The sequence below is a fragment of the Bradyrhizobium sp. 195 genome (genome assembly GCF_023101665.1).
GTDB lineage: Bacteria > Pseudomonadota > Alphaproteobacteria > Rhizobiales > Xanthobacteraceae > Bradyrhizobium.
On sequence record NZ_CP082161.1, the window covers coordinates 2,510,783 to 2,524,547 of the forward strand.

The 13,765-nt window shown below is 64.1% G+C and carries 13 protein-coding genes and 1 tRNA gene; 9 read left to right on the forward strand and 5 right to left on the reverse strand.

The window, feature by feature from the left end; all coding sequences use genetic code 11:
* Nucleotide 1 precedes the first annotated feature (1 nt).
* Nucleotides 2–991 (reverse strand): L-threonylcarbamoyladenylate synthase, encoded by a 990-nt coding sequence (locus tag IVB26_RS11635; protein ID WP_247971781.1) that lies wholly within the window; start codon nt 989–991, stop codon nt 2–4.
* A gap of 68 nt (nt 992–1,059) precedes the next feature.
* Here IVB26_RS11635 and IVB26_RS11640 point away from each other — a divergent pair.
* Nucleotides 1,060–1,136, forward strand: a tRNA-Pro gene (locus tag IVB26_RS11640).
* Between the two features lie 592 nt (nt 1,137–1,728).
* The gene (locus tag IVB26_RS11645; protein ID WP_247971782.1) at nt 1,729–3,315 is read left to right on the forward strand and encodes a sensor histidine kinase; all 1,587 of its coding nucleotides are present in this window, start codon (nt 1,729–1,731) and stop codon (nt 3,313–3,315) included.
* Between the two features lie 117 nt (nt 3,316–3,432).
* Here the strand turns inward: IVB26_RS11645 and IVB26_RS11650 are convergent, their stop codons facing one another.
* Complete coding sequence (locus tag IVB26_RS11650) at nt 3,433–3,759, reverse strand: hypothetical protein (RefSeq protein WP_247971783.1); 327 nt, start codon at nt 3,757–3,759, stop codon at nt 3,433–3,435.
* Nucleotides 3,760–4,074: 315 nt separating this feature from the next.
* A complete protein-coding gene (locus IVB26_RS11655; RefSeq protein WP_247971784.1) occupies nt 4,075–4,464 on the reverse strand; it encodes a hypothetical protein in 390 nt (129 codons plus the stop codon).
* Nucleotides 4,465–4,566: 102 nt separating this feature from the next.
* Here IVB26_RS11655 and IVB26_RS11660 point away from each other — a divergent pair, with 102 nt between their 5' ends.
* The 3 genes from IVB26_RS11660 to IVB26_RS11670 all read left to right on the forward strand — a co-directional run bounded on the left by IVB26_RS11660 (nt 4,567) and on the right by IVB26_RS11670 (nt 7,677).
* Nucleotides 4,567–5,523 (forward strand): N-carbamoyl-D-amino-acid hydrolase, encoded by a 957-nt coding sequence (locus IVB26_RS11660; protein WP_247971785.1) that lies wholly within the window; start codon nt 4,567–4,569, stop codon nt 5,521–5,523.
* A 1,374-nt stretch (nt 5,524–6,897) separates the two neighbouring features.
* Nucleotides 6,898–7,317, forward strand: coding sequence for a DUF4118 domain-containing protein (locus IVB26_RS11665; protein ID WP_247971786.1), 420 nt, complete (start codon nt 6,898–6,900; stop codon nt 7,315–7,317).
* 150 nt (nt 7,318–7,467) lie between these two features.
* Nucleotides 7,468–7,677, forward strand: coding sequence for a hypothetical protein (locus tag IVB26_RS11670; protein WP_247971787.1), 210 nt, complete (start codon nt 7,468–7,470; stop codon nt 7,675–7,677).
* 14 nt (nt 7,678–7,691) lie between these two features.
* On the opposite strand, the gene IVB26_RS11675 is transcribed toward IVB26_RS11670, so the two are convergent.
* Nucleotides 7,692–8,924: a class I SAM-dependent methyltransferase gene (locus IVB26_RS11675; RefSeq protein ID WP_247971788.1), complete on the reverse strand. Its 1,233-nt coding sequence runs from the start codon at nt 8,922–8,924 to the stop codon at nt 7,692–7,694.
* A gap of 161 nt (nt 8,925–9,085) precedes the next feature.
* On the opposite strand from IVB26_RS11675, the gene rfbC reads away from it, so the two are divergent.
* Together rfbC and IVB26_RS11685 are read left to right on the forward strand one after the other, a co-directional pair.
* Entirely contained in the window at nt 9,086–9,610 is a 525-nt protein-coding gene (gene rfbC, locus IVB26_RS11680) for a dTDP-4-dehydrorhamnose 3,5-epimerase (protein WP_247971789.1), read from the forward strand.
* A complete protein-coding gene (locus IVB26_RS11685) occupies nt 9,607–10,503 on the forward strand; it encodes an NAD-dependent epimerase/dehydratase family protein (protein WP_247971790.1) in 897 nt (298 codons plus the stop codon). Before rfbC ends, IVB26_RS11685 begins: the two co-directional genes overlap by 4 nt.
* A 224-nt stretch (nt 10,504–10,727) precedes the next feature.
* Here the strand turns inward: IVB26_RS11685 and IVB26_RS11690 are convergent, their stop codons facing one another.
* Nucleotides 10,728–11,705 (reverse strand): LysR family transcriptional regulator, encoded by a 978-nt coding sequence (locus IVB26_RS11690; RefSeq protein ID WP_247971791.1) that lies wholly within the window; start codon nt 11,703–11,705, stop codon nt 10,728–10,730.
* 119 nt (nt 11,706–11,824) lie between these two features.
* Here IVB26_RS11690 and IVB26_RS11695 point away from each other — a divergent pair, with 119 nt between their 5' ends.
* Complete coding sequence (locus IVB26_RS11695; RefSeq protein ID WP_247971792.1) at nt 11,825–12,862, forward strand: class 1 fructose-bisphosphatase; 1,038 nt, start codon at nt 11,825–11,827, stop codon at nt 12,860–12,862.
* Nucleotides 12,863–12,874: 12 nt separating this feature from the next.
* The gene (locus IVB26_RS11700; RefSeq protein ID WP_247971793.1) at nt 12,875–13,750 is read left to right on the forward strand and encodes a phosphoribulokinase; all 876 of its coding nucleotides are present in this window, start codon (nt 12,875–12,877) and stop codon (nt 13,748–13,750) included.
* Nucleotides 13,751–13,765: the final 15 nt, after the last annotated feature.

The following is a 13,765-nucleotide window of genomic DNA, read 5'->3' on the forward strand; positions in this document are numbered from 1 at the left end:
CTTATCGCGCAACCGCGGCCCGGCGCAGCCGGTCGTTGATCGCTTCGCCGAGGCCTTCCTCGGGCACCGTCATCACCGCAATCGCCCGCGGGCCCTTCGCATCGAGCTCGCGAAGATAGCCGAACAGATTGGCGGCTGCTTCATCGAGATCAGCTGTGGGCGACAAATTCATGACAGCAGCGGCAGCATCGATGCCGGGCAGCCGCGCGGGACCGAACGCGAGCAGAGCTTCGCCCGGCGCCACCTCGCGCGCGTCGAGCCGCACATGGGCGCGCGGCGCGTAATGCGAGGCCAGCATGCCCGGCGCCAGCGGCTGGCTGTCGTCGTTTTCGGCTTCCATCGGCGGTCGCGCCAGCGGGGCGCCCAGCACCGCCTCGATCCGTTCGCGCGACAACCCGCCGGGCCGCAGCAGCATCGGCGCCTCGAAGCAGCCCACGATCGTCGATTCGACGCCGACTGTAACAGGCCCGCCGTCGATGATCAGGTCGATCCGCCCCGATAAGTCGCTCTCGACATGGGCGGCCAGCGTCGGCGAGACGTGGCCGGAGATGTTGGCCGACGGCGCCACCACGGCTCCGCCAAAGGCGCGCAGGATCGCCTGCGCGACCGGGTGGGCGGGAATGCGGATCGCGACCGTGTCGAGGCCGGCGGTGGCGAGATCCGCCACCGGGCAGCCGTCGGTTTTCGGCACCACCAGCGTCAGCGGCCCCGGCCAGAACGCTTCCGCGAGCTTCAACGCGCGCGCGTCGAACCGCCCGATTCGCCGCGCGGCCGCGATATCAGCGACATGCGCGATCAGCGGATTGAACGCCGGCCGCCCCTTGGCGGCGTAGAGATGGGCGATCGCGGTGGCATTGGCAGCGTCCGCCCCGAGCCCGTAAACCGTCTCGGTCGGAAACGCGACAAGCCCGCCGGCGGCCAAGGCCCTGGCGGCAGCCGCCGCGCCAGCCGCGCCGGCCGGTAAAATCAACGTTTCAAGGCCCGTTTTCACAGGGACAAAATTCCTCATCTCGGCCGCTTGCGGTGCGTCAAACCCGACGCTATAAGCCGCCTTCTTGTCGGAGTGTGGCTCAGCCCGGTAGAGCACTGCGTTCGGGACGCAGGGGTCGCAGGTTCGAATCCTGCCACTCCGACCAGCCATTTCAATGGCTTATCAAGACCACCGGATCCGTTTCCGGGTGCGTTTTGCACGCAATTTGAACGCAGGTCCATAGTTGTCGATGTGGCTCGGCTTGACGCAATAGGGGCGCAGCAGGTCCCACTTGCGGGTATGTTGTTGATCTCGCGCACGGACGCCTCGGCCGCCTCGCGGCAGTTCTCCAGGTATTCCGGTTCCCACGGGCAGTAGATCAAGGTGGTCTCGGGATTGTCCGAGATAGAGCCCGATCTTCTTGAGGTCTAACCGGCATAGTTCGATTCAGGGAGAAGCTTGCCGATGGCGATCACCTCTCTCGTTCTAACAACCGATCAGGTTGATACTCCGATGAGTCAGGGTGGTGAGGCGGGGTGCCATTGGGGTTCCGCCGAGCCTCTCCATCAGGATATTCTGGACTCGGTCGATTCAGCGATCTACGTAAGCATCACCGGCGGAGCTCGGACGGCGGCGATGGATTCAGCGCCGGCGCGGTGGGCGCGGAAGTCCGCCAGGAAATCGTTGAGCGAGTGCGCTGATGGATTAACTGGCGGGCCCTAGCCGGGCCAGCGCAAAAGCGAACTCACGGTGTTAAAATGACATCTGAGTCCTTCGATATACTTGATCATGTCGAGCAGGCCGTCTTCGTCCGCGACTTTAATGGCTGCATAAGGGTTTGGAATAAAGCTTCAGAGACCTTGTACGGTCACTCTCGTGATGCCGCCATCGGCCAGGTGACAGACGCCCTTCTGCGTAGCGTGTATCCTATATCGGCTGCCGATGTCGAAGCGAGTTGCCTCGCGACCGGCCGTTGGCAAGGAGAGGTCAAGCGGAAATCGGCACGCGGCAATCAAATGTTGGTGCACGTTTGGCTGTCGGTGCAATGCGATCTGGCGGGGACTCCCATCCACCTCGTGGAGACTGGGTGCGAAGCCAAAACCACGAGCTTAGAACAGGAGTTGCGCCTTAGTGAATCTCGCTATCGGAACCTCTTCCAAGCCATGGCGGTTTCGTTTTGGGAGCTGGATTTCTCGGAGGCAAATCAGAGGGTGCGAGCGCTGCGCAAATCTGGTGTCTCAGATTTCCGCAAGTACTTCCTTGAGAACCCTCAGGTCGTCTCCGAAATGATGACGGCAGCGCGTGTGGTGGACGTCAACGATCACACGGTACTCCTTTTCGGTAGAGGTAATAAGGAGGAGTTGCTGGGTAATCTCAAACCTTTTTGGCCTGACGAAAGCACTAACGCGTTCACCGAGGCGATGCTGAGCGGCATCGCGCGGGAGCCTCATTACTGGACTGAATGCAAGCTGCGCCGGATCGATGGCGGTATCTTCGATGCGCTCTTCACGATCGCCTATCCGCCTCACCTTAGCGGATGGACAAGCATGGTCGCCGTTATCGATATTACGGAGCGCAATCGCGCGCAGGAGATGTTGCAGCGTGTACAGAGCGATTTCGCGCATGCGGCTCGCGTTTCGATGTTGGGCGAACTCACGGCCTCCATCACTCACGAAGTGAACCAGCCGCTTGCGGCCATTGCCGCAAATGCAGACGCCGGTTTGCGCTGGCTTGAAACGGCTCAGCCCGAAATCGGCAGAGCGCGAGAATCGATCAGATGGATCGTGGAGGATGCACATCGCGCCGCCAATATTATCGCACGAATCCGCTCCATGGCCGCGCATCGCCCGCCTGAGCGCAATTTGGTATCTCTCGACGAAATTATCCGGGAGGCACTTCTTTTTATTCGATACGAACTACAGACGCGCTCCGTAACCGTAGTCCATAACGCGTCTGCTGACCCCGCCATTGTCCTTGCGGACCGAACGCAACTTCAACAGGTGATCGTCAACTTAACGATCAACGCAGCGCAAGCGTTGGCGCAGCGAGATTGTTCTCGACGTAAAATTACGATTCAAACGATCGTCGCGGACGATAAGATTGCCTGCACCATTGAAGATAGCGGCCCCGGCATCCATCCCGACCACTTTGCCCACTTGTTCGACAGCTTCTTTACGACGAAGCAAGAAGGCATGGGCATGGGACTTCCGATTTGCCGCTCGATAGTCGAAGCGCATGGCGGGTACATCCGCGCCGAAAACATGGACCTTTCGGGAGGTGCCCGTTTCTCGTTCGTCCTTCCTGTTCTGAATCGGGGGCCATGCGCCCCAGAGGATCCCACTTAGCCGACGGTTAGCGGGCACCGCTCGTAGCTCGTAGGATGAGTAGAGCGAAGCGAAATCCATCGTAGTGCTCGACGGGAAGGAAAGGATGGGTTTCGCTTCGCTCTACCCATCCTACACTCATCGTCGCGCCACCAGCATCCCCACCAGAAACGCCACCATCAGCGACGGCAACGGTGCCTCGCGCACCATGCCGCGGACGACATCCGGCCAGTGCTGATCCGGGACCAGTCCCGGCGATCGCACATTGGGCGCGGGTTCGATGCCCCAGTGTGACGCGAGCTCGGCGATCTCGCTTTGCGCCAGGCGCACGTCGTCGCGGACGCGGAAGATGGCGGCGTCCGCTCGCTCGCCCGGCGCGAGCTGCATCATCGTCGCGACGGCGGTGCGCAACGTCATCTCGCCAAAACCTTGCAGCCGCACTTGCTCCTCGGGGTCGGACGTCATGCCAAATCCCTCACAGCGCGAAATGGCGCGCGAGGGCGAAGGCCGCCGTCGCGCACAGGACCAGCGTGGACACCGCGCCGGCCACGCCGCGCGCGAGATCGGTTCGCGTCAGGTGTCTGGTCATGATCGTGCTCCATGCTCTCATGGAAATGGCGGTCGTGGAGCTTGGTTCCTCGCACCACACCAATCGTCGCGTTCGTAGGATGGGTAGAGCCCTTGCGAACCCATCACCTACGTCCCCTCGATAGGTGCGATGGGTTTCGCTTCGCTTGACCCATCCTACGCACGGCGCGCTCGCAGATCGGCGCTCGCCGGCTACTTCCGCAGCAGCTCGCTCAGGGCCGCCGTCGCCTCGGCGCAGCGGATGTCGTCGATCTCGCGCGACAGGCTGAGCGCGCTCGCTCTCAGCTCTTCGAGCGTCCAGCTATCCGGATGCTGGCCTTCGAGCTGACCGAGACGCTTGTTCAGATCGTCCAGTCTCGATTGGAGCTGCCCGATGCTGGCGGCCCCATTTACTTTCCAAACGCGTTGTGCGCGCATCGTCGTCCCCCTGATCGTCTCACGGCCTTGTGAGAGCGGTTCGTGGCCGGAATGGGAGTTTGTTTTGTCCGGCTTCAGACGGTGGGGAACCGTTGCAAATCCGCAACGAAGTTCCCGATTTTGCGCGAGCGACGGGCGAACCCGCACGATGATACCCGCCGGCACGGAATTTGATTGTGTCCCACCACGACGATGGGCGAGCCGGCCTGTGCGCGCGGTGCGCCACTCGATAGGCTCATGCCCGACGCACACATGAAGGAATGACGCGTGGCGAGATTTGTGACTGTCGCAGCCGGCCAGCTTGGCCCGATCGCGAGGACCGCGACCAGGACCGAGGTAGTGGCCCGGCTGATGGCCTTGATGCGCGAGGCGAACGGTTGCGGCTGCGATCTGATCGTCTATCCCGAGCTCGCGCTGACGACGTTTTTTCCGCGCTGGTATTTTGAGGATCAGGCCGAGATCGACAGCTTCTTCGAGCGCGAGATGCCGGCCGCCGAGACGCAAGCGCTGTTCGATCTGGCGCGCGAGCTCGGGATCGGCTTTTGCCTCGGCTATGCCGAGCTGACGGTCGAGGCCGGAATTGTCAGGCGCTACAACACGTCCATTCTCGTCGACCAGAGCGGCACGATCACCTTGAAGTATCGCAAGGTCCATCTGCCCGGCCATGCCGAGCACGAGCCGTGGCGCAAATTTCAGCATCTGGAAAAGCGCTATTTCGAGCCCGGCAGCGGCTTCGATGTCGCCAGCGCCTTCGGCGGCGTGATGGGCATGGCGATCTGCAATGACCGCCGCTGGAGCGAGACCTATCGGGTGATGGGCCTGCAGGGCGTCGAGATGGTGATGATCGGCTACAACACGCCGGTGCACAATCCGCCCGCGCCCGAGCATGACGATCTCTCGCTATTCCACAACCATCTGGTGATGCAGGCCGGCGCCTATCAGAACGGCACCTTCGTGGTCGGGGTCGCCAAGGCCGGTCTCGAGGAGGGCGTCGATCACATCGGCGGCAGCTGCATCATCGGACCCTCCGGCGAGATCATCGCGCGATGCGCGACCAAGGGCGACGAGATCGCGCTGGCGCGCTGCGACCTCGACCTCTGCAATTCCTACAAGCGCACCACCTTCAATTTCGATGTCCACCGCCAGCCCCAGACCTATGGGCTGATCGTGGAGCGGAAGGGGGTGACGACGATGGCGGATGGGGCGGCGGTAAAGAGGGAGTGAGGCTCTCATCCGGCTACGGCTCCATCACCGTCACCCTGAGGCGCTCGCCTCTTCGGCGAGCCTCGAAGGGCGACGGCCCGGCTGCATCGGGGCCGTTCATCCTTCGAGGCTCCCCATGGGACGCGTTGCGTCCCATGTCTCGCACCTCAGGATGACGGGACGGGCGTCGCCCTGTGTCGCCCTCTGTCAATGCACCCGCGCAAAAATATTCCACTTTACCGAAATTCGGTTTCGGCGTATGTGTCGCTCATCCCGGCTCATCCAAGAGGGGCGACGATGTGTCGTCACTGTCGCGAGCCGGGCTTGCGGTGGACGCGGCAGCGTCGGCATGAGAGGTGCGGGCAGGGCGGGTAGTCCCTGTGAGCCCGTGGCCGCGTGCGGACGAGCGACGCTGTCAGGTTCGTCTCGCCTGTAAGTTCGCAGCTCCGTCGACAGGGCTGGGAAAACTGCGGCGACATGGCGGGCCGTGCGTACGGCAAAACCGTGTGGTCCTGGCCGTCGTTGCTACGGTCAAGCTTGTCGCGAAGATGCGAGCGAGCCCAACCGGGCAGACTGCATCATCTAATTCGCGGGGCGAGGGAGGCCAGAGGGAAAGTTCGGCTCCCGGGAGAGCACGGCATAAGCCGTCCGACCATCGCGCAGGGAAGGTCGAGTGATCGGCACCACCTGTATGCTGCTGTGCGGTTCTTCCTGCGTGCGCGTTTCGCGCAGCGGACCGCGGGTGCGAGCTGAGCACCCGGCCTTCCCTGCGCCCTCTTGGATTTAGAGGCGGAGAGATGAAGCAAAGCTCGGGCGAATTCAGCCGCGAGGACGAATAGTCATGTCTGTCACCACACACGCGGTGTCATCGCCCGGCTTGACCGGGCGATCCAGTACGCCGAGACGGCGGTAATGGAATCGATAAGCCGCGGCGTACTGGATTCCCCGCCTTCGCGGGGAATGACAGCGATACTTGGAAGATGACGGCGTTGCCTCTTACGCCGTCATTGCGAGGAGCGAAGCGACGAAGCAATCCAGACTATCTCCGAGGAAGGACTCTCGATTGCTTCGTCGCAAGGGCTTCCTCGCAATGACGATGTGGAGGCGGCGTGCGTGTTACCTCGCTCTCGTGCCCCGGACGCAGCGCAGCGTCCCTCCGGCGATGCGAAGCATCGTCCGGTACGGTGGGGCTCCTGGGCTCTGCGCCACAACGCCCAACGCGTCGCAGCTTGTCCGGGACACTCGCATCCCAGCTAGCGTCCATGTCTTCCGCAATTGTGCGATGCAGTTCGTTTACCAATCGCCCGGGGATGCGATTTCCATCTCGCGGTTTGCTTGCGGGTGTAGTACTTTCGTCTCAAGCGGGCCCGGTTAACGGGCGGCAGGGGGAGGCTGATGAGGCGTGCGGGGCTGTTTGGCGTACCGCGGGTACGGCCATGGTCGTGGCAGGCGTTTCTGCTCGGATGCGTCGTTGTCGCCGTGTCGGCTGTGCTTCAGGGCATCTGCGTCGCGCTCGGCGCAAAGCTCTATTTTGCAGCGTTCCTGCCCGGCCTGTTCGTGCTCGGCATCGTCGCGGGCACGCCGGCGGCAGGGCTTGCCGCGTTGTTCACCATCCCACTGGTGTGGTGGGCGTTCATTCCGCCCTCCTTCGAGTTCAACGCCCTGTCCAGCGCAAATACCGATTCCATCAACCTGTTCTGCCTGCTCGCCGTGCTGCTGATCGGCCTGGCCGATCTCTGCCGCGAGACGATGCGGATGATCAGCCGCGGCGGGCTGAAGCCCCCGGGCGAGAGCGCGGCAACGAATCCGCAATAAATCGCTCTCGAAATCGTCCCGGTGTGACGCTGCGCGTTGCGTGCGCGCAACAGTCCGGCAACCATCCGCGAGCTTGCCGTGCGCCGCTAACTTTTCGAAAAAGATTTGGCCGCAATTTCTCCCGCGGGAATGACGAGGGAGTTTTCGCACATGAACGGCCAAATCAACGGTCACGCCATCCTGGAGAACGTGCGCCGCTACCGCGGCATCGCATCGCTCTATCGCCAGACGGCTGCATTCCGCCCGGGCCAGAGCTGGTCGCTGCTGGAGCAGGCGCAGGATTGGGAAGCGCGGGCGCTGTCGGAGCTGGAAACCTATTTCGCGTTGCGCGCGGATTACGCGGGTCCGCTCGCCGCCTGATCGTTAACCATTGCTCACGATATGATCGTGAGATCGGGCGCGGGCACCACGAATTGTCCGCCCCAGGCCCGAATCTCCGCCAACTGGGCGATGATCTCGTCCGCCAGATTCCAGGGCAGGATGAAGACGTAATCAGGTCTGCCCGCGATCAGGGCGGCGGGATCGCGGATCGGCAGATGCGTTCCCGGAAGCAGCCGGCCCTGCTTGTGCGGATTGCGGTCCGCGGTGAAGGCAATCAGCTCGCGCGTGATGCCGCAATAATTGAGCAGCGTGTTGCCCTTCGCGGGCGCGCCATAGGCCAGCACCGACTTGCCCGCGCGCCGCGCTGCGATGAGAAAGTCGCGGATCGCCTCGCGCTTGGCCGACACCTTCGCCTGAAAATCACTGTAGGTCGCGGGCCGGTCGAGCCCTGCGACGGCCTCACGCTGACGCAATCTCTCGAGCGCGGGGGAGGGGCCGTGAGGCGCAGCTTCGGTGCAGACGTGCAGACGCAGCGAGCCGCCATGGGTCGGCAATTCATCCACGTCGAAAACGCGTAAGGCATGCGCGCGAAAAACCGTCTCGAGGGTCGCGAGCGAGAAGTACGACAGATGCTCGTGATAGATCGTGTCGAACTGGATGCCTTCGATCAGGTGCAGCAGATGCGGAAGCTCCAGCGTCGCGCGGCCGGTGTCGGGCAGGAGAACGCGCAGCCCCGCGACGAAATCGTTGATATCAGGAACGTGCGGCAGCACGTTGTTGGCAACGATCAACTCGGGCCTGTGGCCTTCGTCGCGCAGCACGGTCGCGGCATCGCGGCCGAAATAGCAGGTTCGGGTCGGGATGCCCTTGGCGATGGCGGCCGCTGCCGGGCCGCTGGCCGGCTCGATCCCGAGCGCGCAGATGCCGGCGCGCCGAAAATACTGCAGCAGATATCCGTCATTGCTGGCGATCTCGATCACCTCGGACGCTGCACCGAGCTTGGCGCAGGCGATCATGTCTGCGGCATAGCGCTCCGCATGACGCAGCCAGCTCTCGGAATAGGACGAATAGTAGAGATACTGATCGAAGATGTTGGCCGCAGGCTCGAATTGCGGAAGCTGCACCAGCCCGCAGGCGCGACAGACGCGGGCGTGCAACGGATAGGCCGGCTCGGTCGCGTCAGCCTGCTCCGGCGGCACGAAGGAATTCGCCAGAGGCGACAGGCCGAGATCGACGAAGGTCTCGTCGAGCTCCCGCGCGCAAAAGCGGCATCGATGCCTGTCCATGAATGGATCGTCCCGTTGTGCCGTCGTGCCGCGGCTGTTAGTGAATTCTCACAAGCCACGGAAATTCCGCCAACGTTGCGCGTGATGCAACCCAAAAGGCGTTTCGGTGAACGGATGTTCGCAACGGCGGCGTGCGCAGCATTGCGGTACGGGGGCCTGAGATGAAGTTCACTCCATTGGCTCTGCCAGGCGTGGTCGAAATCGGCATAGAACCGGAGATCGACGCGCGCGGATTCTTCGCCCGGCTGTTCGACACCGAGGCATTCGCGGCGCAGGGCCTGCCGACGCATTTCGCGCAACACAGCCTGTCCCGCAACGAACGCGCCGGCACCCTGCGGGGCCTGCACCACCAGGCCGGCCGGCCGGAGGCCAAGCTGGTGCGGTGCGTTGCCGGCCGCGCCTTCGACGTGATCGTCGATTTGCGCCGGTCGCTGCCGAGCTATGGACAATGGTGTTCGGTTGAGCTTGCCGCCGACCGGCACAATTCCGTGTTCATCCCCGCCGGATGCGCGCACGGCTTCCAGACGCTCGTCGAGGCGACCGAGCTGATGTATTGCATCGATGTGCCCTACGACGCGCAAGGCGCCTCCGGAATTCGCTGGGACGATCCGTCGCTGGCGATCGCCTGGCCGCTGCCTGATCCGATCCTGTCCGCGCGCGACCGCGCGCTGCCTTATCTCGCATGAAACGGGTCCTGGTCACGGGCGCGTCAGGATTCCTCGGCCGTGCGCTGTTGCCTGTCCTGGTCGGTCGGGGCTTCGAGGTCCATGGCATCGCGCGCTCGGCTCAAGCGGCGGTGGCCGGCGTGTCGTGGCACGCGGCTGATTTGCTCACCGAGGCCGGCCGCAGGTTCGCGCTCTCTGCGGCGCGTCCGACGCACCTGGTTCATCTCGCCTGGGAAGCCCGGCCGGGCCGCTATCGCGAGGATCCCGTCAACCGGCTCTGGGCGGAGGCCAGCATCGACCTGCTCGCGCGCGCGAGGGCCGACGGCACCCGCCGTATCCTCGGCATCGGAAGCTGCTTCGAATACGGACCGCAGAGCGGCCCGTGTGAGGAACGCACCAGCCCATGCCGTCCCACCACATTGTACGGGCAAGCCAAGCTCGCTACGGCCGAAGCCTATATCGCGGCAGGCGCTAGCTGGGGCCGCGTGTTTGTCCCGTTCGGCCCGCACGAGCCCGAGGCGCGCCTCATCCCCTCGCTGATCCGGAGCCTGCGCGCGGGACGAGAATTCGACTGCTCGCTTGGCGGGCAGCTGCGCGATTTTGTCTATGTCGATGACCTCGCGCAGATGATTGCCGCCGTGCTCGACAGCGAGCTTTCCGGTGTCGTCAATCTCGCCAGCGGCGAAGTGCGCAGCCTGCGCAGCGTGGTCGAGCATGTCGCAGGTCTCCTCGAAGCGCGCGATCTGGTCAGGTTCGGCGCGGTCGCTGCCACGGGCGTCGACGCCGAGCCGATCCTTGCTGCTGACGTCCGCCGCCTCCGTGAGGTGACCGCAGGCCTACCGGTCGTGGGATTCGAGGAGGGCGCCGCACGTGGCCTTGCGTGGTGGATCGATCGTCTCTCGGGGAGGGAATGACCTTGCGGTCCCCTCGCAGAGCGGCAGGTCGCACCCGTGGCAATTACGGAGTTGTCTCGCTGCCCGCCTGTGCTAGCAACGTGCCGACCGAAATTTCCTTCACGCCGGCCGGGGCAAGCGATGACCACGTTCAACCGCATCTTCACGACCGAGCGTCTGCTCCAGATCATCCTGATCCTGGCGGCGACCATCGCCATGAAGCTGATGGGCTGAACGCGGGCGGATCATCGTCCGCCGAGCTCGGGCACGTCGGGCAGATAGTTCGACCCCTCCGAGCCGAGAAAATCGAACATCGCCTGCGCCGGCGGCAGCAGCACCTTGTCGCTGCGGCGGATCACGTACCATTGCCGCACGATCGGCAGGCCGGCGACGTCGAGCACGATGAGCCGGCCTTCGGTGAGCTCATGCGCCACCGTGTGGGCCGAGATGAAGGCGATGCCGAGCCCGGCGATGACGGCCTGCTTGATGGTCTCGTTGCTGCTCATCTCCATGCCGATGATCGGCTCGAGATCGGATCTCTGGAACATGCCCTCCATCAGCGTCCGCGTGCCCGAGCCGGGCTCGCGGGTGAGGAAGGTCTCGTGCACGAGATCGGTCAGGTTGAGGCCGGAATCCTTCTCCAGCCAGTGCCCCTTGCGGGCGACGATGATGTGCGGATTGCGCCCGAGCTGGCGGACGTCGACGGTGACGTCGGCCGGTGGCCGACCCATCACCGCGAAATCGAGGTCGTAGCCGTGCATGGCCTCGCGGATCTCCTCGCGATTGCCGATGGTCAGCTTGATCTCGATCTTGGGGTACCGCTTGGAAAACGCCGCGATCGCGTGCGGCACGAAATATTTGGCGGTCGAGACCGCGCCGAGATGCACCGCGCCGCCGGTCCGCCCCGCGAGCAGGTCGAGCGCGCCCTGGCAGTCCATGATGGCGGCCTCGACCCGCTCGGCCAGCGTCAGGACCTCCTTGCCCGCCTCCGTCAGCAGCATGCCGTCGCCGGTCCGCTGCACCAGCGGCAGGCCCGCGAGATCCTGCAACTGGCGGAGCTGCTGGGTCACGGCCGGCTGGGTCAGCCCGAGATGGCCGGACGCCGCCGTCACGCTGCCCTTGGCCGAGAGCGCCGCAAGCGAGCGCAGCTGCCGGATGGTCAGATGCCGGAGCTGGGTCGCCGCATGGCCGGGGCCATTATAAGAAAATTCTTTGACGCTCATTATGAATAGAAATTTTCCTTATTAAGCTGCCCCTGTCAATCTCCTGATGCCGAGACTGACCGTACCGACCTCCAGAGGGGAGGGAATGGCTGCGGCGCCGGCAAAGGGGATGGACGCAGATGACCGGGCAACTCAGGCTGGACGACCACCTTCAACGGTATTCAGAGACCGTTCCTCACGCACTGGCAGTGGCCGCCGCGGTCGATGCCATCGCGACGGCAGCCATCGAGATCGCCGACCTCATCGCCACCGGAGATCTCGCCGACGCCTCCGGCCTGACGACCGGCCGAAACAGCGACGGCGACGTCCAGCGCGACCTCGACGTCCAGGCCGATGCGATCCTGCGCCGCTGCCTCAGCAAGGTGCCGGTCGCAGCGCTCGCCTCGGAAGAGATGCGCGAGGCCCAGATCGGCGATCGCGAGGCCAAGATCTGTATCGCGATCGATCCGCTCGACGGCTCCTCCAACATCGACATCAACATGACCGTCGGCACGATCTTCTCGATCCTGCCCGCCCCGGACGACCTCGCGCTCGCCTTCCATCAGCGCGGCTCGGCGCAGCTTGCGGCGGGCTTCGTCACCTACGGTCCGCAGACGTCCCTGGTGCTGACGCTCGGCGAGGGCGTCGACATCTTCACGCTCGACCGCAAGGCGGGCTGCTTCCGCCTCGCGCGCGCCGGCGCGCAGATCGCCGAGGCCTGCGAAGAGTTCGCGATCAACGCGTCGAACCGCCGGCACTGGGAACAGCCGGTGCGCGCCTTCGTCGACGAATGCCTCGCCGGCGTCGAGGGGCCCGCCAACCACAATTTCAACATGCGCTGGATCGGCTCCCTGGTCGCCGAGGCCTATCGCATCCTCACCCGCGGCGGCGTCTTCCTCTATCCCTCGGACGCGCGTCCCGGCTACGGCGACGGCCGCCTGCGGCTGACCTACGAGGCGCATCCGATGGCCATGATCATCGAGCAGGCCGGCGGCTCCGCTACCACGGGGCGCGAGCGCATCCTCGACCTTTCGGCGCAGAGCCTGCATCAGCGCGTGCCGCTGATCATGGGCTCGAGCAACGAGGTGCGCCGCGTCGAGGAGCTGCATTGCGATCCGCTGCTGGTCGCCAGCGTCTCCGCGCCGCTGTTTGCGCGGCGTGGCTTCTTCCGGCTGTGAGCGAGGCGTCCCATGTCCAGGAAGCACCCCATCATCTCCATCACCGGCTCCTCCGGCGCCGGCACCACCTCGGTCAAGAAGACGTTCGAGCAGATATTTTTCCGCGAGAAAGTCAACGCCGCCTACATTGAGGGTGATGCCTTCCATCGCTACGACCGCGCAGAGATGCGTGCGCAGATGGCGAAGGAGGCCGATCGCGGCAACAAGCATTTCAGCCATTTCAGCCCCGAGACCAATCTGTTCGAGGAGCTGGAGCGCGCCTTCCGCGACTATGGCGAGACCGGCACGGCGACGACGCGGCATTACGTGCACGACGCCGAAGAGTCGGCGCTGCATGGTGCGGCGCCCGGCACCTTCACCGACTGGAAGCAGTTGCCGGAGAATTCGGACCTGTTGTTCTACGAGGGCCTGCACGGCGCCGTCGTCACCGACAAGGTCAATGTCGCGCGCTATGCCGACCTGAAGATCGGCGTCGTTCCGGTCATCAATCTCGAATGGATCCAGAAGCTGCACCGCGATCGCAGCGCGCGCGGCTATTCGACCGAGGCGGTCACCGACACCATCCTGCGGCGGATGCCGGATTACATCCACTACATCTGCCCGCAATTCACCGAGACCGACATCAACTTCCAGCGCGTGCCGACGGTGGACACCTCCAATCCGTTCATCGCCCGCTGGATCCCGACGCCGGACGAATCGATGGTGGTGATCCGCTTCAAGAATCCGCGCGGCATCGACTTCCCCTATCTGCTCTCGATGCTGCCGCAAAGCTGGATGTCGCGCGCGAACTCGATCGTCTGCCCCGGCGCGAAACTCGATCTCGCGATGCAGCTGATCCTGACGCCGCTGATCATGCAGCTCATCGAGCGCAAGCGGAGCATGAAGTGATCCGCAAGACCAACG